The sequence below is a fragment of the Streptomyces chryseus genome (assembly GCF_014650755.1).
In the GTDB taxonomy this organism is placed as follows: domain Bacteria; phylum Actinomycetota; class Actinomycetes; order Streptomycetales; family Streptomycetaceae; genus Streptomyces; species Streptomyces chryseus.
In genome coordinates this window covers 166,580-193,273 of record NZ_BMVO01000011.1, presented here as the reverse complement: position 1 = coordinate 193,273, position 26,694 = coordinate 166,580, and the positions used below count along the sequence as shown (strand labels likewise).

Genomic DNA, 26,694 nt, shown 5'->3' with positions numbered 1-26,694 from the left:
TCACGCCTCCGTCAGGTACCGCTGGAGCGTCGGGGCGACCATCGCGACGATCCGCTCGGGGTCGGCCGAGGCCAGTGGCTCCGTCTTGACGACGTAGCGCAGGATCGCGATGCCCACCATGTGCGAGGCCGCCAGCTCCGCCCGGAACGTCGGGTCAGGTACGTCGAGCTCCGCCGCCACCCGCTCCAGCAGCCGCCGCAGCACGAAGGTCCGCAGCACCTTCGCCGCCGTCTCGTTCGTCAGCGCCGAGCGGACGATCGCCAGGAGCGGGGCCCTGGTCGCCGGGTTCTCCCACACGCCGATGAAATACCGGGCCAGCCGCTCGCCGATGCCGTCCGTGCCGCCCTGGCCGAGGACCGCGGGCACCACCAGGGCCGGCTCGAAGGAGATCTCGATGGCGGCCGCGAAGACGTCGTCCTTCGTACCGAAGTAGTGGTGGACGAGCGCCGCGTCGACGCCCGCCGCCTTCGCGATGCCGCGCATCGACGTCTTGTCGTAGCCGCGCTCCGCGAACTCGTCGCGGGCCGCCTGGAGGATCCGCTCGCGGGCGCCGGGGCCCGCGTCCTGGGGCGAGTGGCGCGGGCGGCCGCGGCGGCGGGGCCCGGGCGTCGTACCGCCGTGCTCCGCGCCGTCCGTACCGCTCACTGCTGCGACACCCGGGACGCCAGGTGCAGCCGGGTGAAGGCCAGGGCCTCCGCCAGGTCGGCCTCGCGTTCGGCGGACGACATGGCGCGGCGCGTATTGACCTCGATGACCACATGGCCGTCGAAGCCGTTCAGGGCGAGGCGCTCCAGGAGTTCGGCGCAGGGCTGGTTGCCGCGCCCCGGCACCAGGTGCTCGTCCTTCGCCGACCCCTTGCCGTCCGCGAGGTGGACATGCCCGAGCCGGTCGCCCATCCGGTCGACCATGGCCATGGTGTCGGTGCGGGCGGTCGCGGTGTGCGACAGGTCGACGGTGAAGTGCCGGTAGTCGTCCTTGGTCACGTCCCACTCGGGGGCGTACGCCAGCATCTCGCGGTCCTTGTACCGCCACGGGTACATGTTCTCGACGGCGAACCGGACGTCCGTCTCGTCCGCCATCCGCCAGATCCCGTCGACGAAGTCGCGGGCGTACTGCCGCTGCCAGCGAAAGGGCGGGTGTACGACCACGGCCGAGGCGCCGAGCTTCTCGGCGGCCGCCTGCGCCCGCCGCAGCTTCGTCCACGGGTCGGTGGTCCAGACCCGCTGGGTGATCAGCAGGCAGGGTGCGTGGACGGCCAGGACCGGGACGCCGTGGTAGTCGGAGAGTCTGCGCAGCGCCTCGATGTCCTGGCTGACGGGGTCCGTCCACACCATGACCTCGACACCGTCGTAGCCGAGGCGTGCGGCGATCTCGAAGGCCGTCGCCGTCGACTCCGGGTACACCGACGCCGTGGACAGCGCGACCTTCGCATCAGGGATGCGCACCACTGGTTCTGCCACGAGGGACAGCGTACGGGCCGTCACCGGGTGGCTGTCAGGCGGTCGGCAGATGATCCAGTCGGCGCAGGATCACGCCCTCGCGCAGCGCCCAGGGGCAGATCTCCAGCGCGGCCACGCCGAAAAGGTCCATCGCCCCCTCCGCCACCAGGGCTCCTGCCAGCACTTGCGCGGCGCGGCCCTCCGAGACTCCCGGGAGCCCGGCGCGCTGCGACATCGGCATCGCGGCGAGCTTGGGCACCCACTCCTCCAGCGAACTGCGACTCAGCTCACGCTGGACGTACGGCCCGTCGGCGGAGCGGGCCGCGCCCGCGATCCTGGCCAGCTGCCGGAATGTCTTGGACGTCGCCACCACGTGGTCGGGGGCCCCGAAGCGGGCGAATTCCCCGACCGTACGGGCGATCTCGGCCCGTACATGGCGACGCAGCGCCTTCACGTCCTGCTGGTCCGGCGGGTCGCCCGGGAGCCAGCCGGCGGTGAGCCGGCCCGCGCCCAGGGGCAGGGAGACCGCGGCGTCGGGCTCCTCGTCCATGCCGTACGCGATCTCCAGGGAGCCGCCGCCGATGTCGAGGACCAGCAGCTTCCCGGCCGACCAGCCGTACCAGCGGCGGGCGGCCAGGAAGGTCAGCCGCGCCTCCTCCGCTCCGCTCAGCACCTGGAGGTCGACGCCGGTCTCGGCGCGGACCCGGGCCAGCACCTCATCGGCGTTGGTGGCCTCGCGCACGGCGGAGGTCGCGAACGGCAGGACGTCCTCGCAGCCCTTGTCCTCGGCGGCCTGGAGCGCGTCCGCGATCGTCGCCACGAGGCGGTCGACGCCGTGGGCGCCTATCGCCCCGTCCGCGTCGAGGAGCTCGGCGAGGCGGAGCTCGGCCTTGTGCGAGTGGGCGGGCAGGGGGCAGGCGCCGGGGTGCGCGTCGACCACCAGCAGATGAACCGTGTTCGAACCCACGTCGAGGACTCCGAGTCTCATAGGCGGAACGCTACTGCGGCGGCGCGCTTACCCTTGGCCCCGTGTCGAAGACGAAAAAGGCGAAGCCGGGCAAAGCCACAACGCTGAAGCAGCCCAAGCAGCCCAAGACGATCCCCCCTGTCGTGCCGGCCGAGGACGAGAAGGGCGGGCTGGACTTCGCCCGCGCCTGGGTGGAGTTCCCCGATCCCGCCGACGACGAGCAGGTCTTCCGCTGCGACCTGACGTGGCTGACATCACGCTGGAGCTGCATCTTCGGCAGCGGCTGCCAGGGGATCCAGGCGGGCCGCGCGGACGACGGCTGCTGCACGCTGGGGGCGCACTTCTCCGACGAGGACGACGAGAAGCGGGTCGCGGGGCACGTCGCGCGCCTCACCCCCGACGTGTGGCAGTTCCACGACGTCGGTACGGAGTCGGGCTGGACCCAGACCGACGAGGACGGCGAACGCCAGACGCGGCGCTGGGAGGGCTCGTGCATCTTCCAGAACCGGCCCGGGTTCGCGGGCGGCATGGGGTGCTCGCTGCACATCCTGGCGCTGAAGGAGGGCAAGGAGCCGCTGGAGACGAAGCCGGACGTGTGCTGGCAGCTGCCGGTGCGGCGTACGTACGACTGGATCGACCGGCCCGACGACACGCGTGTCCTGCAGATCTCGATCGGTGAGTACGACCGGCGCGGGTGGGGGCCGGGAGGGCACGACCTGCACTGGTGGTGCACGTCGGCGACGTCCGCGCACGGGGCGGGGGAACCGGTGTACGTGACGTACCGGCCGGAGCTGACGGAGCTGATGGGGAAGGCGGCGTACGAGCGGCTGGTGGCGCTGTGCGAGCAACGGCTGGCGTCGCTGCTGCCGATGGCTCCGCACCCGGCGGATCCGGTGTCCTTGCCGGGGCGGTCCGGCTGAGGAGTGCCGGGCGGGTGCGGTGTCGTGCGGGTGCGTTGCGGTGCGGGTTGCCTGCGGCCGAGACCGGGGGCACTCCCCCAGGCCCCCGGACGCCCTGCGGTTGTGTCCTCAAACGCCGGACGGGCTGATTGCCGCACCCCTCAGGGCGTAGGTGACGTCGTGTCCGGCGGCGGTGGGTCCGAAGGGGGTGGTGGGGGTGTCGACTCCGTCGGGGGTGGGTCCGTCGGGGTCGGTGGGGGCGTCGACTCCGTGGGGGTCGGGTCCGGGTCCGGGGGCGTGGGTGGCGGGGTCGGGTCCGGGGACGCGGGCGTGGACGGGCGCGGGTCCGGGTTCGCCGGGGGCGGTGTGGTGCGGCCGTGGCCCCGCACCGCGATCACCGCACCGGTCGGATCGATCCCGATGCGCGCGCGCCACGGCCCGGCCGGTTCCCGCTCGTGGTCGACGGAGACGTACAGCGTGACCGACCGGCCGGGGTGGACCGTGCCGGAGGTCTGGCTCAGGTAGAGCCAGGGCGCGTTCGTCCACGCCGACCAGGACACCGGCGCGTCGCCCGTCGCGGTGAGGGTGACGACCGTCGTACTGCCGGCCGGCCGCGCCTCCACGCTCAGCCGTCCCGCTCCGGCCTCCCCCGGCCGGCCCGGCATCGACGTACCGCCGCTGACGACCTCGACCGAGACGTCCGGCGTCCGGCCGCCCTCCGTGAAGTCGGGGTCGGGGGTCGTGCGGGCGTTGCCCGTGTTCTCGTACGCGGGTCCGCCGGGGCCGCCCGGGCCGCCGAACGCCCCGCCGTCGAGCCCGTCGGGATCATCCGCCTCGCTCGCGGTGACCGACGCGCCGCCGTGGCTCTCGCCGGTGAGCGGGGCGCCCCGGTACGCCGCCCAGAGCGCGAACACGGGGGCCGCGACGACGGTCGCCACGACCGTCGTCGTGACCGCCCTGGTGCGCAGCCGGTCGCGGCGCGCCGCGTGGTCCTTGGGGTCCAGGGGGAAGCCGTCGCGGTCGAAACGGGGGGCGACCGCCCGTGCGCGCGGGACGTTCGTCATCGCCGCGTACGCCGCCGCGCGCGGCGCCTCGACCACCGGCAGCGCGGCGGGCGTCGCCGCGACCGTGCCGGGCCAGGGACCGCCGGCCCCGGCCCGCTCGGCGGAGCGACGGCAGCGCGGGCAGTCGTCGACGTGGCGTACGAGCTCGTGGCGCAGGGCCGCGCCGAGCAGCACCTGGTTGTCGCCGGTCAGGCGGGCGACGATCGGGCAGCTGCCGCTCTCCACGACGGCGAGCGCGGCGCGGGTCCGCTCCACCTCGCACGCGGCGGCGGCCAGCAGTTCGCGGGCGGCGGGGTAGTCCATGCCCAGGACGGCGGCCACCTCGCGCGGGCCGAGCCCGTGGCGCACCGCCAGCTCCAGCGCCTCGCGCTGCTCCGGGGTGGTGCCCGCGGCCTCGGGCCACGCCAGGAGCGCCAGCTCGCGCTGCCGGCGCGCGGCGGTCGCCTCCGGCACGGCGGGGGGGCTCGCCGAGGCCGGGGCGGCGTGGGCGCGGTGGCCGCCGTGCGCCCCCTGGCGCCGCCGCTTCTGCTCGGCGACCCGGCGCCGGCACGCCCACCGCGCCAGCGCGTACAGCCAGGCCCTGCGCTCCGGCTCGCGGGACGGGCAACGGGCCTGCTGCCGCTCGGAGATGGCCAGGACGTCGCCGAGCACGGCGGTGGCCGCGTCGTGGTCGCAGAGCACCGACAGGCAGTACGTGAACAGGCCGTCGAGGTACGGCTCGTACCGTGCCGGCGGGGCCTGCGCGGGCGCCGGCCGCGGCGCACGGCTCCGCGCCCGGTGTGCGCCGGTGGTGTGCGTAGGGGGCTCCAGCCTGCTGCTCGTCACCCGGCGACCGTAGGCAAAGGAGACAGGTCCCTTCGCACCCCTTGAGCAGTTTTAACCCGTACGGGTGAACACATCCCTCAAAAGGGGACAGGAATGCGGAATTCCGGCCGGGGCGGACGTACGACGGGCACCGGGTGGGCGTACGGCGGACGAGTGTCGGAGCCGACCTGTACGGTCACCACCATGGCTGCCCGCACCTCTCGTTCATCCGCCAAGGACCGGCCGTCCTACCGCTGCTCCGAATGCGGGTACACGACCGCCAAATGGCTCGGCCGCTGCCCCGAATGCCAGGCGTGGGGGACGATCGAGGAGACCGGCACGCCCGCCGTACGGACGACGGCCGCCGGCCGGGTGAGCACCGCGGCGCTCCCCATCGGCCAGGTCGACGGCCGTACCGCCACCGCCCGCTCGACCGGCGTCGAGGAGCTGGACCGCGTCCTCGGCGGCGGTCTGGTCCCCGGCGCCGTCGTCCTGCTCGCGGGCGAGCCCGGTGTCGGCAAGTCGACGCTTCTCCTGGACGTGGCCGCGAAGGCGGCGAGCGACGACCATCGCACGCTGTACGTCACGGCCGAGGAGTCCGCCAGCCAGGTGCGCCTGCGCGCCGACCGGATCGGCGCGCTCAACGATCACCTCTATCTCACCGCCGAGACCGACCTGTCGGCCGTCCTCGGGCACCTCGACGCGGTCAAGCCGTCCCTGCTGGTGCTCGACTCCGTCCAGACGGTCGCCTCGCCGGAGATCGACGGCGCGCCGGGAGGCATGGCCCAGGTCCGCGAGGTCGCGGGCGCGCTCATCCGGGCGTCCAAGGAGCGCGCGATGTCGACGCTCCTGGTCGGGCACGTCACGAAGGACGGCGCCATCGCCGGTCCGCGCCTGCTGGAGCACCTCGTCGACGTCGTGCTGTCCTTCGAGGGCGACCGGCACGCGCGACTGCGGCTCGTGCGCGGAGTCAAGAACCGGTACGGCGCGACCGACGAGGTCGGCTGCTTCGAGCTGCACGACGAGGGCATCACCGGTCTCGCGGACCCCTCGGGTCTCTTCCTGACCCGGCGCGCCGAGGCCGTCCCGGGGACGTGCCTGACCGTCACGCTCGAAGGGCGCCGCCCGCTCGTCGCCGAAGTACAGGCGCTGACCGTCGACTCGCAGATCCCCTCGCCCCGGCGCACCACCTCGGGTCTGGAGACCTCGCGCGTGTCGATGATGCTCGCCGTGCTGGAGCAGCGCGGCCGCATCACCGCCCTCGGCAAGCGCGACATCTACAGCGCGACGGTGGGCGGCGTGAAGCTCACCGAGCCGGCCGCCGACCTCGCGATCGCCCTCGCCCTGGCGAGCGCCGCCAGCGACACCCCGCTGCCGAAGAACCTCGTCGCGATCGGCGAAGTCGGTCTCGCGGGCGAGGTCAGACGGGTCACCGGCGTCCAGCGCAGACTCGCCGAGGCCCACCGCCTCGGGTTCACGCACGCCCTGGTCCCGGCCGACCCGGGGAAGGTTCCGGCGGGCATGAAGGTCACCGAGGTGGCCGACATGGGAGACGCTCTGAGGGTCCTTCCCCGGCGCTCTCGCGCACAGGCCCCACAAGGCGAGGAACAGCGCCGGTAGACTTTGCCCTGGTCTCGCCCACCCGTACGAGTACGCGAGGCGAAGTTCAGTGCCTCAAGGGCACCGCAACCGTGTGACCGGAGGAGTGCAGTGGCAGCCATCGACCGGGCAGCAGCATCCGGGAAGTCCGGCGGAGGCTCGGGCACCGAAGCGCTGATGCGCGCCTCGCTGAGCGCCGTCGCGCCCGGCAAGGCGCTGCGTGACGGCCTGGAGCGCATCCTTCGCGGCAACACCGGCGGCCTCATCGTCCTCGGTATGGACAAAACCGTCGAATCCATGTGTACCGGCGGATTCGTGCTGGACGTGGAGTTCACCGCGACCAGGCTCCGCGAGCTGTGCAAGCTCGACGGCGCACTGATCCTCGACAAGGACATCACCAAGATCCTGCGGGCCGGCGTCCAGCTCGTACCGGACGCGTCGATCCCCACCGAGGAGACCGGCACCCGGCACCGCACGGCGGACCGTGTGTCGAAGCAGTGCAACTTCCCCGTGGTGTCCGTCTCCCAGTCGATGCGCCTGATCGCGCTGTACGTCGACGGGGAGCGCCGCGTCCTGGAGGAGTCGGCGACGATCCTGTCCCGCGCCAACCAGGCGCTGGCCACCCTGGAGCGCTACAAGCTCCGCCTCGACGAGGTCGCGGGCACGCTGTCCGCGCTGGAGATCGAGGACCTGGTGACGGTCCGCGACGTGACGGCTGTGGCGCAGCGCCTGGAGATGGTGCGGCGCATCGCCACCGAGATCGCCGAGTACGTCGTGGAGCTGGGCACCGACGGGCGGCTGCTCTCCCTCCAGCTCGACGAGTTGATCGCGGGCGTCGAGCCGGAGCGCGAACTGGTCGTCCGGGACTACGTCCCGGAGCCGACGGCGAAGCGTTCGCGCACGGTCGACGAGGCGCTGACCGAGCTGGACGCGCTGCCCCACTCCGAGCTGCTCGAACTGCCCGTCGTGGCCCGGGCGCTGGGATACAGCGGCTCGCCGGAGACGCTGGACGCGGCGGTCTCGCCGCGCGGGTACCGGCTGCTGGCCAAGGTGCCGCGGCTGCCGGGCGCGATCATCGAACGGCTCGTCGAGCACTTCGGCGGGCTGCAGAAGCTGCTCGCCGCCAGCGTCGACGACCTGCAGACGGTCGACGGCGTCGGGGAGGCGCGGGCGCGGTCGGTCCGCGAGGGGCTGTCCCGCCTGGCGGAGTCGTCGATCCTGGAACGTTACGTCTGAGCCGGCCGGTCCCCGCCGGGGCCGCCGGCACGGCTGACGCGCCGCGGTACGCCCCGCCCGGGGCGTACCGCCGCTGTCGGTTCTTCAGTCCTTCTTCAGGGTGAACGTCGCCGGGGACTTGGCGCCCGGCAGCTCCAGCAGGTAGGTCCCGTCGTCGACCGTGGCGGCGGACGGCGTCGCGCAGCGCGGCGCGCTCTTCCTGAGGTCCCAGTCGACGGTGTGCGTGACGGTGCTGTGCGCGGGGACGCGGAGCAGCAGGTTGCCGGGGCCGTCGGGGCAGTCCTTGGAGGACCAGACGGTCTTGTTGTCGTCGTCGGTGATGGTGAGCACGGCGGCCTTGGGACCGAAGTCCATCTTGCAGGCGGCGCCCGAGGTGTTCTCCGCGATCAGCTCGAACGTGGGCTTCTCGCCCGCCTCGTACTCGTTCTTGACGCTGCGCAGGGACAACTCCACGGTGGACGCGTTGCAGTTGGGGAGGCTGGAGCCGGCCGGTACGCGCTGACCGCCGCCGCCACCTCCGCCCCCGGCACCGCTGCCGCCGGACCCGGCGCCGCCGTCCTCCCCGGAACCCGAACCGGAGCCGTCGCCCGCACCGGAACCCGAGCCGTCGCCCCCGCCGCTGCCCGCGTCCGTACCGGAACCGCCGTCACCACCGCCGTCCCCACCGCCACCGCCGTCCCCACCGCCGCTGCCGCTGCCGCCGTTGTCGGCGCCCGAGCCGCCCGGGTCGTCACGGCCTCCCGGGTCCTCGCTGATGGCCGGACCCGACGAGCCCGGTCCGGGCGTGATGGTGGACGGGGCGGGAGTGGCGCCGCCACGGGCGCCGTCGTACTTGTCGTCCTTGCCGCCCGCGGACATGACGACCCATAGGATCACCAGTGCGAGCAGCACCAGCAGGGACAGCGCGACTGCCCTCCGGCGCCAGTAAATGGAGGAGGGAAGCGGCCCGACTGGATTGCGCATAGATCCCACGGCGCAAACTGTACGAGAGATCACGGCCAACTCCTGCCCCACCCGCCGCCCGCACCACAACTTTTCACGATCATCATTCCGGGCTGCCGCGATCACTCCTGTCCGTCGTCGGGGTACGGCACCTGACGATCGCTCAATGTGACGGCCGGGGCCCCGTCCGTACGGTCCGTGGTCAGGGACAGCACACAGCTCTACCGGGACATCACCGGCTTCGCGCGCACCACCCCTTCCTGGGTGCGGCACCTCGCCGAGCTCTGGACGGAGGCGGTGATCCGCCCTCTGCCGATCGTCAGGTCCCTGTGGCCCGAGCCTCGTCCGGCCGGGCGGGGAAACGTGTCAGGATCGGTGGTGCCATGACTGCGACAAGCGAAATCAACCCGACCGCCGCCACCCTCCACTCCCCCGTCATCGCGTGGTTCGACGCGAACGCCCGGGACCTGCCCTGGCGCCGCCCCGAGGCCGGCGCCTGGGCCGTGATGGTCAGCGAGTTCATGCTCCAGCAGACCCCGGTGAGCCGGGTGCTGCCGGTGTACGAGCAGTGGATGGAACGCTGGCCCCGCCCCACCGACCTGGCCGCCGACGCCCCCGGCGAAGCGGTCCGCGCCTGGGGCCGGCTCGGCTACCCGCGCCGGGCCCTGCGCCTGCACGGCGCGGCCGTGGCGATACGGGACCGGCACCACGGCGACGTACCGAGCGACCACGCCCAGCTCCTGGCGCTGCCCGGGATCGGCGAGTACACGGCCGCGGCCGTCGCCTCCTTCGCGTACGGGCAGCGGCACCCGGTCCTCGACACGAACGTCCGCCGCGTCTTCGCCCGTACGGTCACCGGCATCCAGTACCCGCCGAACGCCACCACCGCCGCCGAGCGCCGGCTGGCGCGGTCGCTGCTGCCCGACGAGGAGTCGCGGGCCGCCCGCTGGGCCGCCGCCTCGATGGAGCTCGGCGCGCTCGTGTGCACCGCGAAGAGCCCGGAGTGCGGGGCCTGCCCGGTCGCGGAGCAGTGCGCGTGGCGGCTGGCGGGCAAGCCGGCGCACGTCGGGCCGCCGCGGCGCGGGCAGACATACGCCGGTACGGACCGCCAGGTGCGGGGCAAGCTCCTCGCCGTACTGCGGGAAGCGGCCGAACCGGTTCCGCAGGCCGCGCTCGACGCGGTGTGGCACGAGCCGGTGCAGCGGGCCCGGGCGCTGGACGGCCTGGTCGCCGACGGGCTCGTGGAGCCCCTGGCGGACGGCGTCTACCGGCTCCCCGCCGGGTGAACATCCCCGTTACACAACCGATGGACAGCCGTGCGTCCCCCGAGGGCTGGCCCGCACAGTGCCGTGACAACGCCTCCGTAGCGTCATCGCCGTAAGCAAGCAGGTCACGGGGTCTGTTTGTCAGTGGGACGGAGGCGGTTCAGACATGGCGCACGGCGAGGTGCTCGAATTCGAAGAGTACGTACGCACTCGGCAGGACGCTCTGCTGCGGAGCGCCAGGCGTCTGGTCCCCGACCCGGTGGACGCCCAGGACCTTCTCCAGACCGCGCTGGTGCGCACGTACGGCCGCTGGGACGGCATAGCGGACAAGTCGCTCGCCGACGCGTACCTGCGCCGCGTCATGATCAACACGCGGACCGAGTGGTGGCGCGCCCGCAAGCTCGAAGAGGTGCCGACCGAGCAGCTGCCGGACGCGAGCGTCGAGGACGGCACGGAACAGCGCGCGGACCGCGCCCTGCTGATGGACATACTCGGCGTACTGGCTCCCAAGCAGCGCAGCGTGGTCGTGCTGCGACACTGGGAGCAGATGAGCACCGAGGAGACGGCCGCGGCCCTGGGCATGTCGGCCGGTACGGTCAAGAGCACGCTGCACCGGGCGCTGGCCCGCCTTCGGCAGGAGCTGGAGAGCCGCGAACTGGACGCGCACGCCCTGGAGCGTGCGGAGCAGGGCGACGAACGGGGGATGGAGCGTTGCGCGGCCTAGGCAGGGGCGGCAGGTTCACAGTGGCGGCGAGCGGCACGGCGGTGGCCGGCGTCGCCGCCGTCGGCCTGTTCGTGGTGGCGTGCAACGCCGGGGGGACGGGGGCGCGGGACGCCGGTCCGGCGCGTACGGACCCGGTCGCCAGGGCGACTCCCTCGGTGGGCGAGGCGGCTCCGCCCGCCGCGAAGCGCGTGGACCCGGTGGCGCTGCTGCGGCGTGACCCCAAGGTCAGCGAGACGGTGAAGCAGGACCTGAAGCCCTGCGTCAGGGACGAGTACCCGGTCGACACGTCGTACGGGAAGCTCACCGGCGGGCCGGCCAACGACGTCGTGGTGAATGTGATGACGTGTGGGGACGCTGTGGGCGTCGGGACGTATGTGTACCGCGAGAACGGGGACGCGTACCAGAATGTCTTCGCGGCGGAGGCCCCCGCGGTCTACGCGGAGATCGACCGCGGCGACCTGGTCCTGACGAAGCCGGTGTACGCGGCGGACGACCCGATGGCGTACCCGTCCGGCGAGGAAGTGATCACGTACCGGTGGACGGGGAGCAGGTTCACCGTGCGCGACCAGGTGCACAACGACTTCAGCCGCGCGGTCGGCGGGGACGGCGACGTGGACGGGTCGCAGCCCGCCACGACCGTCCCGTCCGGCGACTGAGCGGCCGGGCCCCGGCAGTACGACCGCGACACCCGGGCGCGCGGTCCCGGAACGAGAAGCCCGAGAACGAGCAGCCCGCGACCCGAGACCGGGCACCGGAGAGGACAGAGAGCAGCGGATGGCCGAGACCCATGTCCTGTTCGTGGAGGACGACGACGTCATTCGCGAGGCGACCCAGCTCGCGCTGGAGCGCGACGGCTTCACTGTCACCGCCATGCCCGACGGGCTCTCCGGTCTGGAGGCGTTCCGCAGGGACCGGCCGGACATCGCGCTGCTCGACGTGATGGTGCCGGGCCTGGACGGGGTGAGCCTGTGCCGGCGCATCCGGGACGAGTCGACCGTGCCGGTGATCATGCTGTCGGCGCGCGCCGACTCGATCGACGTCGTGCTCGGCCTGGAGGCCGGGGCCGACGACTATGTGACGAAACCCTTCGACGGCGCGGTGCTGGTGGCCCGCATCCGGGCGGTGCTGCGCCGCTTCGGGCACGCGGGCGGGCCGGCGGGCGGGTCGTACGACGACGGGGCGTCGCCGGACGGCGGGCTGCTCGTCTTCGGCGACCTGGAGGTCGACACCGAGGGCATGGAGGTCCGCAGGGGCGGCCGGCCGGTCGGGCTGACGCCGACCGAGATGCGGCTGCTGCTGGAGTTCTCGTCCGCGCCGGGCACGGTCCTGTCGCGCGACAAGCTGCTGGAGCGGGTCTGGGACTACGGGTGGGGCGGGGACACCCGGGTCGTGGACGTCCATGTGCAGCGCCTGCGCACCAAGATCGGCCAGGACCGGATCGAGACGGTCCGGGGCTTCGGCTACAAGTTGAAGGCATGACGGTGCCGCCCGTCCCGGCCCCGGCCGTCGGCTGCGTTCCCGGCGGTGCCGCCGGCCGCGTCACCGGCCGTGCCGACGCCTCGCTTCCCGGTCGTGGCCGCCCACAGAACGGGACCCCCGCACCATGCGCCTAGCCCTGCGCACCGGCGTCCGCTGGAAGATCAGCATCGCCATCGCGGCCGTCGGCGCGCTCATCGCCGTGGCGCTCAGTCTCGTCGTGCACAACGCCGCCCGCGTCTCGATGCTGGACAACGCCCGCGACGTACAGATCGAGCGCCTCCAGTTCGCCCAGCGGTGGTACGAGTCGTCGCGCGAACCCCGCTTCGGCACCAAGCTCAACGACCCGGCCCTGCCCGAGGAGCTCAAGGCGAGCGTGGCGAACGGCCGCCGCGCCACCTTCGTCTCGGACCGGCCGGGCGGCGTGCCCGACGTGTGGGCCGCCGCGCCCCTCGGCAACGGCGACGTGCTGTCGCTGCACACCCGGTTCACCGACCGCAGCGCCGCGATCATGGACGAGGTCGACCGGGCCCTGGTCATCGGGTCGGTGTCGGTCGTCTTCGGCGGCTGCGCGCTCGGCGTCCTGATCGGCGGCCAGCTCTCGCGCCGCCTGCGCAAGGCGGCCGCGGCGGCGGGCAAGGTCGCCCAGGGCAACACCGAGGTGCGGGTACGGGACGCCGTCGGCGGCGTCGTACGGGACGAGACGGACGAGCTGGCGCGCGCCGTCGACGCCATGACCGACGCCCTCCAGGAGCGGCTCGAAGCGGAGCGGCGCGTCACGGCGGACATCGCCCACGAGCTGCGCACGCCGGTCACCGGCCTGCTCACGGCGGCCGAGCTGCTGCCGCCGGGCCGCCCCTCCGAGCTGGTACGGGACCGGGCGCAGGCGATGCGCACGCTCGTCGAGGACGTACTGGAGGTGGCGCGGCTCGACAGCGCGGCGGAGCGGGCGGAGCTCCAGGAGATCGCGCTCGGGGAGTTCGTCAGCCGGCGGGTGGCGCTCCTGCACCCGGACGCCGTGGTGCGTGTGGTGCACGAGTCGTGGGTGAACACCGATCCGCGCCGCCTGGAGCGCATCCTCGGCAACCTGCTGGGCAACGCCGCCAAGCACGGCAGAGCGCCCTTCGAGGTCACGGTCGAGGGGCGGGTCGTACGGGTCCGGGACCACGGGCCGGGGTTCCCCGAGGCGCTGCTGAAGGAGGGGCCGAGCCGGTTCCGTACGGGCAGCAGCGACCGGGCGGGGCGCGGGCACGGCCTGGGGCTGACGATCGCCACCGGCCAGGCGCGGGTCCTGGGGGCGCGGCTCACGTTCCGCAACGCCCACCAGGACGGCGGCGCCATCGCGGTGCTGTGGCTGCCGGAGCACGCGCCGACCGCCACCGGCAGCTTCCCGGTCGTCCAGCTGCCCGGCATCGGGCCCCGGTCGGGGCCGCGGCCGCGCTCACGCCGCTAGCGGCTGCACCACCGCCGCCGAGGGTGGACCGCCCGTACGGCGGCTCCGGGCGGCAGTAGGCACAAGGCCCCAGCACGCGTCACGGCCCCCGGCGCGGACGCCGGGGGCCGTGACGCGTGTCAGGTTGGCCGACCGGCTCAGGCGGTTTCCCTCACCCTCGACCGCGCGGAGTCCGCGCCGTCGGCACCGGCCTCCGGCCCCGGCTGCGGTCCCGCTTCAAGACCAAGGAAGACATCATCATCAGCCTCTTCCAGGACCTCACGAGGCCCATGGACGAGCTGATCGCCTGGGGGCAGGAGCAGCCGCGCACCCTGGAGACGAAGAAGGAGATCCTGACCCGTTACAGCCTGGCCCTCTCCGCCGCCGCCCCCCTCTTCCGCTTCATGCACGAGAACCAGGCCACGATGCGCGACCTGAGTATCGGCGAGACGTTCAAGGAGCGCATGTTCGTCCTGCTGGACTTGGTCAAGGACCCGCAGGCGGTACTGACCGACCAGGTCCGCTGCGTCAGCGCGCTTTTCACGATGCACGCGGGGATGTTCGTCCTCAGGGACGCCGAAGGCGACCCCGAGGAGAAGCGCAAGGCCGCTCTCGAGGTCGCCATCGATCTGGTGAGCCAGGCACACGGCCAGGCTCCGGGGGTCACGCGCTGACGCGGATCAGCGGATCACGCGTCGGCGCGGCCGGCCGCTGAGGGAGGTCAGACGCTGACGCCCTCGGCACGGAGGAACGAGACCGGGTTGATCGCCGTGCCGTAGTTCGGCGTCGTACGGATCTCGAAGTGCAGGTGCGGGCCGCTGGAGTTTCCAGTGTTGCCGGAGAGGGCTATGCGCTCGCCGGTCTTGACCGTCTCGCCGGGGGTCACCTGGATCTTGGACAGGTGTGCGTACTGCGAGTACGTGCCGTTGGAGTGCTTGATCACGATCGCGTTGCCGTACGCCGGCCCGTCGCCGCCACCGTTCGGGCCCGCCTTCACGACGGTGCCGCCGTGCACGGCGTCGACCGGGGTGCCGACCGGAACCGCGAAGTCCTGGCCGGAGTGCTTGCTGGCCCACATGCCGCCGCCCTTGCCGTACGTCGCGCTCAGCGAGTAGCGCTTGACGGGCTTCTGCCAGGAGGAGGCCTTCTTGGCCTTCGCCTTCTTCGCGTCCGCTGCCTTCGCCTTGGCGGCGGCCTTCTTCAGGTCGGCCGCCTTCTTGGCGTCGGCAGCGGCCTTCTTCGCGCTCGCGGCGGCCTTGGCCTGAACCTGGGCCTGCTTCTCGACGCCCGATGCGGCGGTCCCCTCGGCGGCGAACGCCACGCCCGCCGTGCCGAGCATCATCGACGCGCCGAGCCCGGCGGCCACGACGGCGTTGCGGCGGGTACGGACGGACGAGGAGCGGGCGCGGGAGAACATGTCGAACTTCGTCATGCGGGGGGAACCTCCGGGAGTGAGTGAACCCGGCAGTCCGCCGGGCTGGCTTCACATTGGTAACCCGCGCTCCCCCGGCACCCAAAATGGCCTATCTACTACCAATGGTCGTATAAACGCTATCAACTATTCGACTCTTGACTTCAACTACCGAAGCCTGCGGAAGTAGCGAAATAACCCCACTTCGTGCGGTTTAATCCCACGCCAGAGCGGCTGGATCCGGCCACCCGCACCGGCCCCCGCCCCCTGCTCCCCCCACCCCCGAAGGTCCCGTCCCCCATGGCCCGAAGGTCCCTCGCGGGGAGGGGCCCAGGAGCACTAGGCCCCCTCGTAGACCCCAAAACGCGTGTGCGCCTTGTCACCGCCAGACCCCCCGATACGCTGATCCACTGGACTGCACAGGCCCCGGGGGGACGGCGCGTGGATGCCGCAGCAATCGGTACGCGACTCGCATCGAGCGTGGTCGGACCGCTGGTCAGGAAGCTGTTCGTGGCGGAGGGACCGGGCGCCGGCCTGGTCGACAAGCCGGTCCGCCTGGCGGGGTACGTGTCCTTCACGGGCGAAAAGCGCACCCTGACCCGCGCCGACCTGCGCAAACTCGCCGCCGATCTGGTGCGCCAGGCCCTGCGCACGGGCGAGCGGCCGCTCCCCGCCGACGAGGAAGAGGCCGTCGTCGAGGCGCTGACCACCACGCTGTACGCCCTCGGAGACCTCACCCTGAGCGACGTGGAGGCCGTGGAGCTGGGCCACATCGCCCTGGCCCGCCGGCTGCGCCGGGAGAGCGGCGGCCCCGAGCGCCACCTGTCGGCCGACGCGACGTACTTCTACGAGCGCCTCCTCGACACCACCTGCCTGCACATCCTGCACTTCTTCACCCAGCGCTCGACCTTCGTCGCGGCGACCCTGGTCGCACAGAGCCGCCAGCAGGGCGAGCTCGTCGCGAAGATGGACGAGCTGGTCGCCCGGCACCCGCTGCCGGGCGCGCAGGACGCGGCGTTCGAGCGCCGCTACCTGGCGTACGTGGCAAAGCGGCACAGCAAGCTGACGATCTTCGGCATCGACCTGAGCAACTCGCCGGGGAGGTGGCCGCTGGACGCGGCGTACCTGAGCCTGGAGGCGACCGGGCGCTCGGAGACCACCACCATGTCCTACGCCGCGGCGCAGGAAGGGGGCGGCTGGGTCCCGCCCTCGTCCATCGCCGCGGAAGACGCCCTGCGGGCCGCGGTCGATCAGCTGAACACCGTCGCCCCGGCCCCCCGCCCCGCCGACCAGGCCCTCGCCGCCCACGCCCGCGTCCTGCTGCGCGGCGAGGCCGGCTCCGGCAAGACCACACTGGTCCAGTGGCTGGCGGTGTCGGCCGCCCGCCAGGACCTGGACGAGCGGATGGCGTACCTCCGCGACCGCGTCCCCTTCGTCCTCCCGCTGCGCACGCTCACCCGCCACGGTGAGCGCCTCCCGGCCCCCAAGGACTTCCTGGGCGCGGTCGGCTCCCCGCTGGCCGGGGAACAGCCGGCCGGCTGGGAGGCGCGCGTCCTGGCGGCGGGCCGCGGACTGGTGCTCGTCGACGGCATCGACGAGATCCCGGACACCGAGCGCGCCCGCACCCGCGCCTGGCTCACCGACCTCATCGACGCCTACCCGGGCAACCGCTGGCTCGTCACGTCCCGCCCCTCGGCCGTACGGGAGGACTGGCTGGCCGACGAGGACTTCACCGAACTGACCCTCTCCTCGATGCGCCCCGCCGACGTGGCGGCGTTCATCAGGCGCTGGCACGCGGCGGCGCGAACCGGCTCGCCGGACGAGGACACGGCCCTGAGCGGGTACGAGCACCAGCTCCTGGCGGCGGTACGCACGAAGGCCGACCTGGGCCGCCTGGCCACCAACCCCCTGCTGTGCGGCCTGATCTGCGCCCTGCACCGCGACCGCCGCGGTTTCCTGCCGCTCGGCCGCAAGGACCTCTACACGGCCGCTCTGTCGATGCTGCTGGTGCGCCGCGACCGCGAGCGGGACATGGGCGTACCGGAACTGCGCGAAGAGCCGCAGATCCAGCTGCTCCAGCGCCTCGCGTACTGGCTGATCCGCAACGGCCGTACGGAGATGGACCGTTCGCGGGCGGAGAGCGTCATCGCCGACAGCCTCCCCGCCGTCCCGGAGATGGCAGCGGTCGGCGACGCGCGCGCGGTCTTCGACCACTTCCTGCACCGCAGCGGACTGCTCCGGGAACCGGGCCCGGGGACGGTCGAGTTCGTCCACCGCACCTTCCAGGACTTCCTCGGCGCACGGGCCGCCGTGGACGCGGGCGACTTCGGGGTGCTCGTGGAGCACGCGGCGGACGACCAGTGGGAGGACGTCGTCCGCATGTCGGTGGCCCATGCGCGGCCACGCGAGCGCGCGGAGCTCTTCACCGATCTCCTCGCGTACGGCGACTGCCGCACGGACGCGACAGGCCGGGCCCGCGTCCACCTCCTGGCCGCGGCCTGCCTGGAACACGCCGCCGAACTCGACCCCGCCGTACGCCGGCAGGTCGAGAGCCGCGCGGCGGCGCTGATCCCCCCTGCCGACGCCCCGTCGGCGCGCGAACTCGCCGCCGCCGGGCCGATGATCCTCGACCTGCTGCCGGGACCCGATGGCGTGGACGACGACGAGGCGGCGCTCGTCGTCATCGCCGCCTCCCACGTCGGCTCGGATGCCGCGATCCCGTTCCTGGCCCGCTTCCGCGCGCACCCGGCGAACGCGGTCCGCTCCCAACTGGTCTGGTCCTGGGGCCGGTTCGACACGGAGCAGTACGCGGACGAGGTCATCGCCCACCTCGACCCGCGCGGTCTGTTCTTCACGGTCACCTCGGAAGCACAGCTGACGGCCCTGACCTGGCTCGGCGGCCGCCCGTGGCTCGAAGCCAGGGGCGGCCTCGCGGCGGACGGGCTCCGTGCGTACGCGCGTACGACCGCCCTGGAGAGCGTCAGGATCCGGGAGAACGACAACCTCACGTCCCTCGCGTTTCTCCGGGGTCAGGAGGGCCTCGGCCACCTGGACGTCTCCGACTGTCCGGCGCTCGCGGACCTATCGGCGCTGGAGGGCACCCGGCTGACCTCCCTCTACCTGGACGACGTCCGCCGAGGGGACCTCGGCGTCCTGTCGTCGCTGAGGGAGCTCACCACCGTGCGCCTCGGCGGCGCCGGCCTCCCACCGGTGTCCGGCCTGCCCGCCGCCGCGCCGCTGACCGATGTGAGCCTGAAGCCGGCGAGCACGCTGCCCGGCGGCCTGGAGGGGCTCGGGAGGCTCCAGCGGCTCCAGGTGCTGACCCTCGGACAGCACGGCGGCCCGCACAGCGCGGCGGACTGGCGGGAGATCGCGCTCCTGCCCGACCTGCGGCTCCTGCACCTGTACGCCGCGTCCCTGGCGTCGGCTCCGGGCTCCCTCACGGCGCCGTCGGTCCGCCAGCTCATCCTGCGCGGGGACCTCCCCCCTGGGGTCGTGCGGACCGTCACCCGGCTCTTTCCCGCGCTCCACACGCTGACCGTCACCTCGCCGGACGAGCACCTGGACGTGCCGGCCCTGGCCGCGCTGCCCGGCCTGCGGCGGCTCTCCGTCCCGTTCGGGAACCGCGGCGGCCGGCTCCGGGGCCTGGACGTACTCGGCCCAGCGGTCGAGGTGACCGGTCTCGGCGCCGTCACCGTCGACTGACCACGCCCGGCACGCGCCTCCTTCCCCCCGCCGCGCCCGTCCGGGATGCTCCTGTGCCATGAGCAGACCCGTGATCCGCGCCCCGCGCCGCATGCTCCGTTCGCACAGCGCCTCCGCCCCCACGGCCACCCGCACGCCCGCCCGCCCCCGCACCCGACCCCGCACGTGGCCGCTGGCCGTCGTGGTGGCCTGTGCGCTGGCCTGGAGTTCGTCCGGCGCGACCGTCGCCGGGCCCTCCGACTCCGGGATCAAGGGCGCGATCGACACCATCCTCACCGACGCCCGCCTCGACGGCGCGGCCGCGAGCGTCGTCGTGGCCGACGCCGCCACCGGCGAGACGCTCTACCAGCGCGACGGCTCCGACCGCCTCATGCCCGCCTCCAACACCAAGCTGCCGACCTCCGCCGCCGCGATGGCCGTCCTCGGGCCCGACTACCGCTACCGCACGGACGCCCTCGCCACCGGCACCCGCCGGGGCTCCGTCCTGCGCGGCGACCTCTATCTGCGCGGCACCGGCGACCCCACCGCCCTCGCCGCGGACTACGACGCACTCGCCCGCCAGGTCGCCGCCTCCGGCATCAGGCGCGTCACCGGCCGCCTCGTCGCCGACGACACCCGCTTCGACACCCAGCGCCTGGGCCGCTCCTGGGCCGCCGACGACGAATCGTCGTACTACTCCGCTCCCATCTCGGCGCTGACCGTCGCCCCGGACACCGACTACGACGCCGGCTCGGTCATCGTCGAGGCGTCCCCCGGCGCCGAGCCCGGGGCCGAGCCCACGCTCCGGCTCACCCCGCGCACGGACTACGTCGACCTCGACGTCCGCGCGACGACCGTCCCCGCCGGCCGGCCCCGGACGCTCACCGTCGAACGCGAGCACGGCTCGAACACGGTCGTCGTCACCGGTGAGATCCCGGTCGGCGCCGCCCCCGCCAAGGAGTGGGTCAGCGTCTGGGAGCCGACCGGTTACGCCGCGGCCGTCTTCGCCGACGCGCTGAACAGCCACGGCGTACGCGTCACCGGACCCACCCGCCTGGGCCGCCCCACCCCCAAGGACGCCAAGCCCCTGGCCACCCACACCTCCATGCCGCTGAAGGAACTGGTGCGCCCCTTCATGAAGCTGTCCAACAACATGCACGCCGAGGCCCTCACCAAGACCATCGGCTACGAGACGACCGGCGACGGCACCTGGAGCGCGGGCCTGGCCGGCATCTCGGCGTACCTCAAGAAGGAAGGCGTCGACACGGCCACGCTCCGGCAGGTCGACGGTTCGGGCCTGTCCCGCATGAACACCATTCCGGCCGCCCAGCTCGCCAAGCTCCTCCTCGCCGTGCGCACCGCGCCCTGGTACGCCGACTGGTACGCGTCCCTCCCCGTCGCCTGCGACCCGGACCGCGCGATCGGCGGCACCCTCCGCTCCCGGATGTGCAAGACCCCCGCCGCCCTGAACGCCCGCGCCAAGACGGGCACCCTGACGGGCGCCTCCGGGCTCTCCGGATACGTCACGGACGCGGGCGGTCGCGAGCTGGTCTTCAGCATCGTCCTCAACAACCACCTGGCGGCGTCCGTGAAGAGCGTCGAGGACGCGATCGTGACCACCCTCGCCTCCTCCACCGAGACCCGCACGACCCTCGTACGCCCCACCTCTCCCCGCGCCGTCGCTCCGCCCGCCGGGGCGGCCGACGCGTCCCTCGAATGCTCCTGGCGCAAGCCCGCCCCCTGCTGAGCAACGCGAGAAAGGGGTGGCCCCGGAACTTTCGTTCCGGGGCCACCCCTTCAGATGCTCAGGTCGCGGTTACGCGTCCTTCGACATGTTCGGGCCGGCGCTGCCGCCCGTGGCCTGCTCGATCGGGGGGACGTCGGGCAGAGCCGACTTCTCCTCGCCACGGAAGGTGAACTTCTTCGCCTCACCCTCGCCCTCCACGTCGACGACCACGATGTGGCCGGGACGCAGCTCACCGAAGAGGATCTTCTCGGACAGGATGTCCTCGATCTCCCGCTGGATCGTCCGGCGCAGCGGCCGGGCGCCCATGACGGGGTCGTAGCCCTTCTTCGCGAGCAGCGACTTGGCTTCCGAGCTCAGCTCGATGCCCATGTCGCGGTCCTTCAGGCGCTCGTCGACCTTGGCCAGCATGAGGTCGACGATCTGGATGATGTCTTCCTCGGTCAGCTGGTGGAAGACGACCGTGTCGTCCACACGGTTGAGGAACTCGGGGCGGAAGTGCTGCTTCAGCTCTTCGTTGACCTTGTTCTTCATCCGCTCGTAGCCGGTCTTGACGTCGCCCTGGGCGGCGAAGCCCAGGTTGAAGCCCTTGGAGATGTCCCGGGTCCCGAGGTTGGTCGTCATGATGATGACCGTGTTCTTGAAGTCCACGACCCGGCCCTGGGAGTCGGTCAGGCGACCGTCTTCCAGAATCTGGAGCAGGGAATTGAAGATATCGGGGTGGGCCTTCTCGACCTCGTCGAAGAGAACGACGGAGAACGGCTTGCGGCGCACCTTCTCGGTGAGCTGTCCGCCCTCTTCGTATCCCACGTAACCGGGGGGAGAACCGAAGAGACGGGAAACCGTGTGCTTCTCACTGAACTCCGACATGTCGAGGGAGATCAGCGCGTCCTCGTCGCCGAAGAGGAATTCGGCGAGCGTCTTGGAGAGCTCGGTCTTACCGACACCGGACGGGCCGGCGAAGATGAACGAGCCACCGGGGCGCTTCGGGTCCTTCAGACCGGCCCGCGTACGGCGGATCGCCTGCGAGAGGGCCTTGATGGCGTCCTTCTGACCGATGACGCGCTTGTGGAGCTCGTCCTCCATACGCAGAAGGCGGGACGACTCCTCCTCGGTGAGCTTGAAGACCGGGATGCCCGTGGCCGTGGCCAGGACCTCCGCGATCAGCTCCTCGTCCACCTCGGCGACGACGTCCATGTCGCCGGCCTTCCACTCCTTCTCGCGCTTGGCCTTGGCCGCGAGGAGCTGCTTCTCCTTGTCGCGCAGGGAAGCCGCCTTCTCGAAGTCCTGCGAGTCGATCGCGGACTCCTTGTCCCTGCGGACACCGGCGATCTTCTCGTCGAACTCGCGGAGGTCCGGCGGCGCGGTCATCCGGCGGATGCGCATCCGGGAGCCGGCCTCGTCGATCAGGTCGATCGCCTTGTCCGGAAGGAAGCGGTCCGAGATGTAGCGGTCGGCCAGGGTGGCGGCCGCGACCAGCGCCGAGTCCGTGATGGACACGCGGTGGTGCGCCTCGTAACGGTCACGCAGGCCCTTGAGGATCTCGATCGTGTGGGGGAGGGAAGGCTCCGCCACCTGGATCGGCTGGAAGCGGCGCTCGAGGGCCGCGTCCTTCTCGAGGTGCTTGCGGTACTCGTCGAGCGTCGTGGCGCCGATGGTCTGGAGCTCACCACGGGCCAGCATCGGCTTCAGGATCGAAGCCGCGTCGATCGCGCCCTCGGCGGCGCCCGCACCCACCAGGGTGTGGAGCTCGTCGATGAACAGGATGATGTCGCCGCGGGTGCGGATCTCCTTCAGGACCTTCTTCAGGCGCTCCTCGAAGTCACCGCGGTAGCGGGAACCGGCGACGAGCGCGCCGAGGTCGAGGGTGTAGAGGTGCTTGTCCTTGAGGGTCTCGGGCACCTCGCCCTTGACGATGGCCTGCGCCAGGCCCTCGACGACCGCCGTCTTGCCGACGCCGGGCTCGCCGATGAGGACCGGGTTGTTCTTGGTACGACGGGACAGCACCTGCATGACCCGCTCGATCTCCTTCTCGCGCCCGATGACCGGGTCGAGCTTGGATTCGCGGGCGGCCTGCGTCAGGTTGCGGCCGAACTGGTCCAGGACGAGCGAGGTCGAGGGCGTGCCCTCGGCCGGGCCGCCGGCAGCGGCGGTCTCCTTGCCCTGGTAGCCGGAGAGCAGCTGGATGACCTGCTGCCGCACCCGGTTCAGGTCGGCGCCCAGCTTCACGAGGACCTGGGCGGCGACGCCCTCGCCCTCGCGGATCAGGCCGAGCAGGATGTGCTCCGTACCGATGTAGTTGTGGCCGAGCTGGAGGGCCTCGCGGAGCGACAGCTCCAGGACCTTCTTGGCACGAGGGGTGAAGGGAATGTGACCGGACGGAGCCTGCTGGCCCTGACCGATGATCTCCTCCACCTGCTGGCGGACCGCCTCGAGCGAAATCCCGAGGCTCTCCAGGGCCTTAGCGGCGACACCCTCACCCTCGTGGATAAGGCCCAGGAGGATGTGCTCGGTGCCGATGTAGTTGTGGTTGAGCATCCGGGCTTCTTCCTGAGCCAGGACGACAACCCGCCGCGCGCGGTCGGTGAACCTCTCGAACATCGTTAATCGCTCCTCAGAGCGGTCAGGCAGTTAGGGGTCGGTCCCCTCCCTGTCCTTCCGCATGCTAGTCCCGCTGGGCAGGACAGCTCATTCCAACTGCCGACACCCGTCCTTGGCCTCCTGCCCCGAACAGCCGACACCTGCTCCAACCTGATGGTGGGAGACGATGTTCCCGCAGGCCAAGCAGATACCCGTACAGCCACTACGCCGATGGCGAACGTGAGACGGTCCGGCAGGCGTGTCGACCCTTTCCCACTAGGAATGTCTTACCCGTAAGCACTGACACTCCATGCGGCGCGCGCCAGTTCCCTCAGCTACGGGCGAACATCCTTGCGCCGCCGAATGCCTCCGCACGCCCCCGCGTCGGCCACGCAGCGCGGTCGGTCGCCCACGCAGCGTAACTCCGGAGCGTTTCAGGAGTTGGTCCGGACATGACGCCCACGGTTCCGCCCCCGCGCACGCCGCTGTCGCAGCCCTCGCTCGAAGACCGTATCGCGCAGTGGTACGAGACCGAGCTGGGCTGGGCCACCGCGGCGGGCGCCCGGGGTCTTCCGGTGCGGCTGCTGACCGGCCTGCGCTTCGACGTCCTGGAGCTGCCCGCGGACGCGGGTCTCGCCGTACTGCGGCGTCACGCGGGGCTCACGGGTCCCGCGGCGCTCATGGGGCGGCGAATGCGGCTGCTGGTGGCAGCCGGGAGCGCCGAGGAGCTGCCCGGCCTGCTCGACTGGCTGGAGTGGGGCGGCGTGGCCCTCGATCTGCGGGCCCTGGGCGCGGGCGGGCGGATGACCGCGCCCTCACCGCCGGGCTGGGCCGGCGCGCAGGGGGCCGCCGTATGGCTGCGGCCCCCCGAGCCGCGGCACGAGGTGGAACCGACCCTGCCGGCCTTCGCCGGACTCGGGTGCCGTGGGGAAACACCCGATCTCGTACGTCTTGTGGGCACGGCGGCGACGGAATGCCACCGGGCCCGGTTGTCGCGTACGAATTCCGCTCACGCGAATGCTCAGCCGTTGGCCTTCTCGTAGGCCTCGCGGATGTCGGCCGGGACGCGGCCGCGGTCATTCACGTTGTAGCCGTTCGCCTTGGCCCACTTACGGATCTCGGCGGTGTTCTGGTTGCCGCCCGTGGCGGCGCGCGTCTTGCCGCGACCGGAAGCCGCACGGCCACCGGTGCGCCGGCCGCTCTTGGTGTACGGGTCGAGCAGGCCACGGAGCTTGTCCGCGTTCGCGGTGGTGAGGTCGATCTCGTAGGTCTTGCCGTCCAGAGCGAACGTCACGGTCTCGTCCGCCTCGCCGCCGTCGAGGTCATCGACAAGAAGGACCTGAACCTTCTGCGCCACCGGATTTCCTTTCATCGAAAATGCAGTACGCGGAAAGGAAACCGCTTTTCCCTGGAAAACACAAACCCCCGGCGGAGGTTCAGTACCGCGAGAAGACGGGAAACGTGCGCGTTTCGGACATAGGGCTCTGGCGGCTTCCGGCGATCACAGGTGCAGAAGCATCCGGCTGTTGCCCAAGGTGTTCGGCTTCACCCGTTCGAGACCGAGGAACTCCGCAACGCCCTCGTCATAGGAACGCAGCAGCTCGCTGTACACATCTGTGTCGACCGGCGCCTCTCCGATCTCCACGAAGCCGTGCTTCATGAAGAAGTCGACTTCGAAGGTGAGGCAGAAAACCTTGCGCACGCCGAGCCAGCGCGCGGTCTGGAGCAGCTTGCCCAGCACCTGGTGCCCCACTCCGGCGCCCTTGAAGGAGGGATCGACGGCGAGAGTGCGCACTTCGGCGAGGTCTTCCCACATGACGTGCAGCGCGCCGCAGCCGATCACGGCGGCGTCCTCGTCGCGTTCGGCGACCCAGAACTCCTGGATGTCCTCGTAAAGCGTCACGTTCGCTTTGTCGAGCAGGATGCGGTTCTGCGCGTACGTGTCGACGAGACGGCGTACGGAAGGCACATCACTGGTCCTCGCCCGCCGGACGGTGATGGCTTTTTGCTCTGACGGCATACGTCGACGCTATCGCCCCGGGCCCTCGGGACCCCCGGCACCCTCCGCGGGGCCGGCGGCGGGTTCCGCGGCCGGTTCTCCCACGACTTCTCCGGCGGCTTCTCCCGCTGGTTCCGGGGCGGGTTCCGCTTCTGCCGCCGGTTCCGCCACGGGATCGGTGCGCTGAACGACGCGCATCGCGTCTTCCAGTGCATCCCGCTGCTCCGCCGACATCATGCCGAAGAAGGCGACAAGGGCCGCCGCGGGGTTGTCACTCGTCGACCAGGCTTCGTTCATCAGTGCGGCCGAGTAGGCGGCGCGGGTGGAGACAGCCGTATATCTATAGGCGCGGCCCTCGACTTCCCTGCGGACCCAGCCCTTCTGATGGAGATTGTCCATTACGGTCATGACGGTGGTGTAGGCGATGGACCGTTCCTTCTGAAGGTCTTCCAGGACTTCCCTGACGGTGACCGGTCGGTTCCACTGCCACACGCGCGTCATGACGACGTCTTCCAGCTCTCCCAATTGGCGAGGCACAGCGCCACCATAGTAGGAGAAATCGGTGATGGCTGGTTATTTGCGCAGCGAAAAGGGCGTACGGCTCGAAATGAGCCGTACGCCCTCGTGCAGCGCGGTGCCTGTCAGGCGTCGCCGGGGTTGGGCCGGCCCGCCTGGCGGGCGCTCTCGGCCCGGGCGAGCGTGGCGTCCACGGCCGCGTCTTCCTTGGCCTTGTTGGAGCCGCCCTGCGTCTTGACGATCGTCGTGACCAGAGCGATGAAGAACGCGGCCATCACCACGGGGGGCAGGAGCGCGGAAACGTAGTCCATGCCGTCCAGGGTAGCTACCCCGCCGCCCTCTGCTCGCGCGGGGGCTCGGGGCGTCTGCGCGGCGGGAAGACCTCGGAGGGCTTCGGCATAGGGCGCTCCAAAGGATCGCGGGAGGGCTCCGGTTGCTTGGGCTTGGGCGGTTCGTCGGAGGCCGGGGCGCGGCCGCCCGCGATGGCCAGCAGCCGGGTGCGTGGCAGGGGCGCGGCGCTGCGGCCGGCCAGGCGCGCCCGTACGGACTGCTCCGCCACGGCCCGGCAGCGGTCGAGGAGCGCGGCGCCCGTCGGCGTGCCGCGCAGCCCGCGCAGGGCCACGAGGTCCTCGGGGACGGGCTGATAGCCGGCGGCCAGGGCGTCCTGGAGCAGCCCCAGATAGCCGCCGGCGGCCGCGGGGAGCGCGTCGCGGTAGCGGGCGAGGTCGGCGAGGAGGAACGCGCGCAGCCGGTCCGCCTCGCGGACCGCCTCGTCCAGGGCGCCGGCGAGGCGCAGGCAGTCCTGGACGTCTTCGTCGGAAAGTGACGCGGGATGGAGGGCGATGGCGAGGGCGCGTCGGAGCACACGCAGCTCGTTCGCGCCGAACGCCATTCCGCCACGGGATCCGTAGGG

The 26,694-nt window shown here is 72.0% G+C and carries 23 protein-coding genes and 1 pseudogene; 12 read left to right on the top strand and 12 right to left on the bottom strand.

Annotated features, from left to right (window positions below):
- Genes IE185_RS18830 through IE185_RS18820 form a run of 3 tightly spaced genes read right to left on the bottom strand, consistent with a single transcriptional unit; the run spans position 1 to position 2,427 of the window.
- On the bottom strand, positions 1 to 645 hold the full coding sequence (locus IE185_RS18830) for a TetR/AcrR family transcriptional regulator (protein ID WP_138897769.1): 645 nt from the start codon (positions 643 to 645) through the stop codon (positions 1 to 3).
- Positions 642 to 1,460: a sugar phosphate isomerase/epimerase family protein gene (locus tag IE185_RS18825; RefSeq protein WP_138897768.1), complete on the bottom strand. Its 819-nt coding sequence runs from the start codon at positions 1,458 to 1,460 to the stop codon at positions 642 to 644. Before IE185_RS18825 ends, IE185_RS18830 begins: the two co-directional genes overlap by 4 nt.
- A 34-nt stretch (positions 1,461 to 1,494) precedes the next feature.
- Positions 1,495 to 2,427 (bottom strand): Ppx/GppA family phosphatase, encoded by a 933-nt coding sequence (locus IE185_RS18820; RefSeq protein ID WP_138897767.1) that lies wholly within the window; start codon positions 2,425 to 2,427, stop codon positions 1,495 to 1,497.
- A 41-nt stretch (positions 2,428 to 2,468) separates the two neighbouring features.
- Between IE185_RS18820 and IE185_RS18815 the strand changes: the two genes are divergently transcribed.
- Positions 2,469 to 3,326 carry a DUF3109 family protein gene (locus IE185_RS18815; RefSeq protein WP_189715567.1) on the top strand — a complete coding sequence of 286 codons (858 nt, stop codon included), beginning with the start codon at positions 2,469 to 2,471 and terminating at the stop codon, positions 3,324 to 3,326.
- A 140-nt stretch (positions 3,327 to 3,466) separates the two neighbouring features.
- Here IE185_RS18815 and IE185_RS18810 read toward each other — a convergent pair whose 3' ends face one another.
- Positions 3,467 to 5,194: a BACON domain-containing protein gene (locus IE185_RS18810; protein ID WP_189715565.1), complete on the bottom strand. Its 1,728-nt coding sequence runs from the start codon at positions 5,192 to 5,194 to the stop codon at positions 3,467 to 3,469.
- Between the two features lie 183 nt (positions 5,195 to 5,377).
- Here IE185_RS18810 and radA point away from each other — a divergent pair, with 183 nt between their 5' ends.
- On the top strand, positions 5,378 to 6,793 hold the full coding sequence (gene radA, locus IE185_RS18805; RefSeq protein WP_138898249.1) for a DNA repair protein RadA: 1,416 nt from the start codon (positions 5,378 to 5,380) through the stop codon (positions 6,791 to 6,793).
- A gap of 90 nt (positions 6,794 to 6,883) precedes the next feature.
- On the top strand, positions 6,884 to 8,008 hold the full coding sequence (gene disA / locus IE185_RS18800; RefSeq protein WP_138898250.1) for a DNA integrity scanning diadenylate cyclase DisA: 1,125 nt from the start codon (positions 6,884 to 6,886) through the stop codon (positions 8,006 to 8,008).
- A gap of 84 nt (positions 8,009 to 8,092) precedes the next feature.
- Here the strand turns inward: disA and IE185_RS18795 are convergent, their stop codons facing one another.
- Positions 8,093 to 8,980, bottom strand: coding sequence for a hypothetical protein (locus IE185_RS18795; RefSeq protein ID WP_189715563.1), 888 nt, complete (start codon positions 8,978 to 8,980; stop codon positions 8,093 to 8,095).
- Positions 8,981 to 9,333: 353 nt separating this feature from the next.
- On the opposite strand from IE185_RS18795, the gene IE185_RS18790 reads away from it, so the two are divergent.
- The 6 genes and pseudogenes from IE185_RS18790 to IE185_RS18765 all read left to right on the top strand — a co-directional run.
- On the top strand, positions 9,334 to 10,236 hold the full coding sequence (locus IE185_RS18790) for an iron-sulfur binding domain-containing protein (protein ID WP_138898877.1): 903 nt from the start codon (positions 9,334 to 9,336) through the stop codon (positions 10,234 to 10,236).
- Between the two features lie 145 nt (positions 10,237 to 10,381).
- Positions 10,382 to 10,939 carry a SigE family RNA polymerase sigma factor gene (locus tag IE185_RS18785; protein ID WP_028810284.1) on the top strand — a complete coding sequence of 186 codons (558 nt, stop codon included), beginning with the start codon at positions 10,382 to 10,384 and terminating at the stop codon, positions 10,937 to 10,939.
- A 20-nt stretch (positions 10,940 to 10,959) separates the two neighbouring features.
- Entirely contained in the window at positions 10,960 to 11,595 is a 636-nt protein-coding gene (locus tag IE185_RS18780; RefSeq protein ID WP_138898878.1) for a hypothetical protein, read from the top strand.
- Between the two features lie 118 nt (positions 11,596 to 11,713).
- Entirely contained in the window at positions 11,714 to 12,418 is a 705-nt protein-coding gene (cseB, locus tag IE185_RS18775; protein WP_138909310.1) for a two-component system response regulator CseB, read from the top strand.
- A gap of 124 nt (positions 12,419 to 12,542) precedes the next feature.
- Positions 12,543 to 13,868, top strand: a complete 1,326-nt coding sequence (gene cseC / locus IE185_RS18770) for a two-component system sensor histidine kinase CseC (protein ID WP_138898898.1) — start codon at positions 12,543 to 12,545, stop codon at positions 13,866 to 13,868.
- Between the two features lie 215 nt (positions 13,869 to 14,083).
- A pseudogene (locus IE185_RS18765) lies at positions 14,084 to 14,521 on the top strand (TetR family transcriptional regulator); the annotation flags it as partial.
- A 47-nt stretch (positions 14,522 to 14,568) separates the two neighbouring features.
- On the opposite strand, the gene IE185_RS18760 reads toward IE185_RS18765, so the two are convergent.
- The gene (locus tag IE185_RS18760) at positions 14,569 to 15,279 is read right to left on the bottom strand and encodes a M23 family metallopeptidase (protein ID WP_229843585.1); all 711 of its coding nucleotides are present in this window, start codon (positions 15,277 to 15,279) and stop codon (positions 14,569 to 14,571) included.
- A 420-nt stretch (positions 15,280 to 15,699) separates the two neighbouring features.
- Here IE185_RS18760 and IE185_RS18755 point away from each other — a divergent pair, with 420 nt between their 5' ends.
- Complete coding sequence (locus tag IE185_RS18755; RefSeq protein ID WP_189715561.1) at positions 15,700 to 18,963, top strand: NACHT domain-containing protein; 3,264 nt, start codon at positions 15,700 to 15,702, stop codon at positions 18,961 to 18,963.
- Between the two features lie 91 nt (positions 18,964 to 19,054).
- Positions 19,055 to 20,689, top strand: a complete 1,635-nt coding sequence (gene dacB, locus IE185_RS18750) for a D-alanyl-D-alanine carboxypeptidase/D-alanyl-D-alanine endopeptidase (RefSeq protein ID WP_189715596.1) — start codon at positions 19,055 to 19,057, stop codon at positions 20,687 to 20,689.
- A gap of 69 nt (positions 20,690 to 20,758) precedes the next feature.
- On the opposite strand, the gene IE185_RS18745 is transcribed toward dacB, so the two are convergent.
- Complete coding sequence (locus tag IE185_RS18745; RefSeq protein WP_138897890.1) at positions 20,759 to 23,287, bottom strand: ATP-dependent Clp protease ATP-binding subunit; 2,529 nt, start codon at positions 23,285 to 23,287, stop codon at positions 20,759 to 20,761.
- 431 nt (positions 23,288 to 23,718) lie between these two features.
- Between IE185_RS18745 and IE185_RS18740 the strand changes: the two genes are divergently transcribed.
- On the top strand, positions 23,719 to 24,309 hold the full coding sequence (locus tag IE185_RS18740; RefSeq protein ID WP_138897889.1) for an SCO3374 family protein: 591 nt from the start codon (positions 23,719 to 23,721) through the stop codon (positions 24,307 to 24,309).
- Here the strand turns inward: IE185_RS18740 and IE185_RS18735 are convergent.
- The 5 genes from IE185_RS18735 to IE185_RS18715 all read right to left on the bottom strand — a co-directional run bounded on the left by IE185_RS18735 (position 24,288) and on the right by IE185_RS18715 (position 26,673).
- On the bottom strand, positions 24,288 to 24,623 hold the full coding sequence (locus IE185_RS18735) for a histone-like nucleoid-structuring protein Lsr2 (RefSeq protein ID WP_138897888.1): 336 nt from the start codon (positions 24,621 to 24,623) through the stop codon (positions 24,288 to 24,290). The genes IE185_RS18740 and IE185_RS18735 overlap by 22 nt on opposite strands.
- 144 nt (positions 24,624 to 24,767) lie before the next feature.
- A complete protein-coding gene (locus IE185_RS18730; RefSeq protein WP_138897887.1) occupies positions 24,768 to 25,286 on the bottom strand; it encodes an amino-acid N-acetyltransferase in 519 nt (172 codons plus the stop codon).
- Positions 25,287 to 25,295: 9 nt separating this feature from the next.
- Entirely contained in the window at positions 25,296 to 25,802 is a 507-nt protein-coding gene (locus tag IE185_RS18725; RefSeq protein WP_229843583.1) for a BlaI/MecI/CopY family transcriptional regulator, read from the bottom strand.
- 104 nt (positions 25,803 to 25,906) lie between these two features.
- A complete protein-coding gene (locus tag IE185_RS18720) occupies positions 25,907 to 26,092 on the bottom strand; it encodes a hypothetical protein (protein WP_138897886.1) in 186 nt (61 codons plus the stop codon).
- 14 nt (positions 26,093 to 26,106) lie between these two features.
- A complete protein-coding gene (locus IE185_RS18715; protein ID WP_138897891.1) occupies positions 26,107 to 26,673 on the bottom strand; it encodes a hypothetical protein in 567 nt (188 codons plus the stop codon).
- Between the last annotated feature and the right edge of the window lie 21 nt (positions 26,674 to 26,694).